The sequence below is a fragment of the Salinivibrio sp. MA427 genome (assembly GCF_001996115.1).
Taxonomy (GTDB): domain Bacteria; phylum Pseudomonadota; class Gammaproteobacteria; order Enterobacterales; family Vibrionaceae; genus Salinivibrio; species Salinivibrio costicola.
Genome location: NZ_MUFH01000418.1, coordinates 1 through 1,756, shown reverse-complemented (window position 1 = coordinate 1,756; position 1,756 = coordinate 1). Strand labels below are relative to the sequence as shown.

The 1,756-nt window shown below is 51.4% G+C and carries 1 protein-coding gene; it reads left to right on the top strand.

Translation table 11 applies throughout. The features are described from left to right. Nucleotides 1–1,662, top strand: a 1,662-nt coding sequence (locus BZG79_RS15175) for a DEAD/DEAH box helicase (protein ID WP_077774823.1), incomplete at its 5' end; no start/stop codon positions are given. Nucleotides 1,663–1,756: the final 94 nt, after the last annotated feature.

Here is a 1,756-nt window from a genome sequence, read left to right as displayed (position 1 = left end):
GCCAAAGGCCGAGTTCTGGTCTTGGCGCATGTTAAAGAGCTTGTCGAGCAGAACCACGCCAAGTATGAAGGCTATGGGCTCACCGGCGGTATTTTCTCCGCTGGTTTAGGACGCAAGGAATCAAATGAAAAGGTCGTGTTCGCCTCGGTACAATCGGTCGTGCGCAACCTCGACGCCTTTGCCGACCAATTCTCGCTGCTGGTGATCGACGAGTGCCACCGCGTTCCTGACAACGAAGACAGCAGTTATCGTCGTGTTATTCAGCACCTACAACATGTCAATTCCGGTCTAAAAGTACTCGGGTTAACCGCTACGCCATATCGGTTGGGGCAAGGTTGGATTTATCAGTACCACACTAGTGGTAAAGTCCGCACCACTGACACCCGTTTTTTTCGCGATTGCGTCTTCGAACTGCCCATCAGCCATCTTTTGGATGAAGGGTTTTTAACCCCGGCCCATGTTTTGGATGCACCGCTTCTTAGCTATGATTTTTCACAAGTCTCACGCACTGCCAGCGGCTACTACCGTGACGCGGATCTCGATAAGGTCGTCGCCAATGCCCCGCGTGCCACCCCGCAAATTGTCGAACAAATCCTTGAGTATGCGCGCCCGCGCCAAGGGGTGATGATTTTCGCTGCGACCGTTAACCATGCCAAAGAAATCATCACTTATCTTCCTAAAGACAGCGCCGCGCTGATCATCGGCGACACCCCTGGTCTTGAACGTGATCGCCTTATAGAGGCGTTTAAACAAAAAGCACTGAAATACTTAGTGAACGTATCGGTGTTGACCACCGGCTTTGATGCCCCTCATGTGGACTTAATTGCAATATTACGTCCCACGGAATCAGTGAGCCTTTATCAGCAAATAGCCGGTCGTGGATTGCGATTAGCGCCCGGAAAAAAAGACTGTCTTATCCTTGATTATGCCGGCAATGTTTACGACCTGTATCAGCCCGAAATTGGTATGCCTAAACCCGATAGCGACAGCGAGTTAGTCACCATTCCTTGCCCTGCGTGCGGGTTTAACAATAGCTTTTGGGGCAAACTGGATGACAACGGCTTTTTGCTTGAGCATTACGGTCGCCAATGCCAAGGGTATTTTGAAGACGAGACCGGGGAGCGTGAAATCTGCGGCTATCGGTTTCGCGCTAAATTTTGCGATGAATGCGGCACCGATAACGATATTGCCGCCCGCCGCTGCCACCAATGCGACGCGCCGTTAATCGATCCAGATAAAAAACTGCGTGAGGCACTCAAACTCAAAGACGCGCTTGTGGTGGCGTGTGCCGATATGACCCTCACAGCGGGCAAAAACCGCTACCAAAAACCGCAGTTAAAAGTGACCTATCACACCAACGATGGCAACGATTTACACGAAGTCTGGCCACTTGCGACCAAGAAACAGAAACACGACTTTTTAGCGCGGTTTGTTCGCCCACATTTAGTCGATCGCCATCGTCCCTTCACCGATACCGCGCCCACTAAAGTGACAGCGTCACAACATCGATTTCGTCCGCCTGATTTTGTCATTGCACGCAAACAAGGCCGTTTTTGGCATCTGCGCCAGAAGATCTTTGATGTCGATAGTTTTATTAGCCAAGACAGATTGCAGGCGATGTTGGCACAAAGTCGTGGGCAAGCCTTTGCAGAAGCCGACTAACACGCGCAAGCAGGCCTTCTGCGCACCGATGACGCTTGTTTTCGCGCGCAACCAGTGCTACTATCCGCGCTCGTTTTTGGGTACTGAGTTAGGT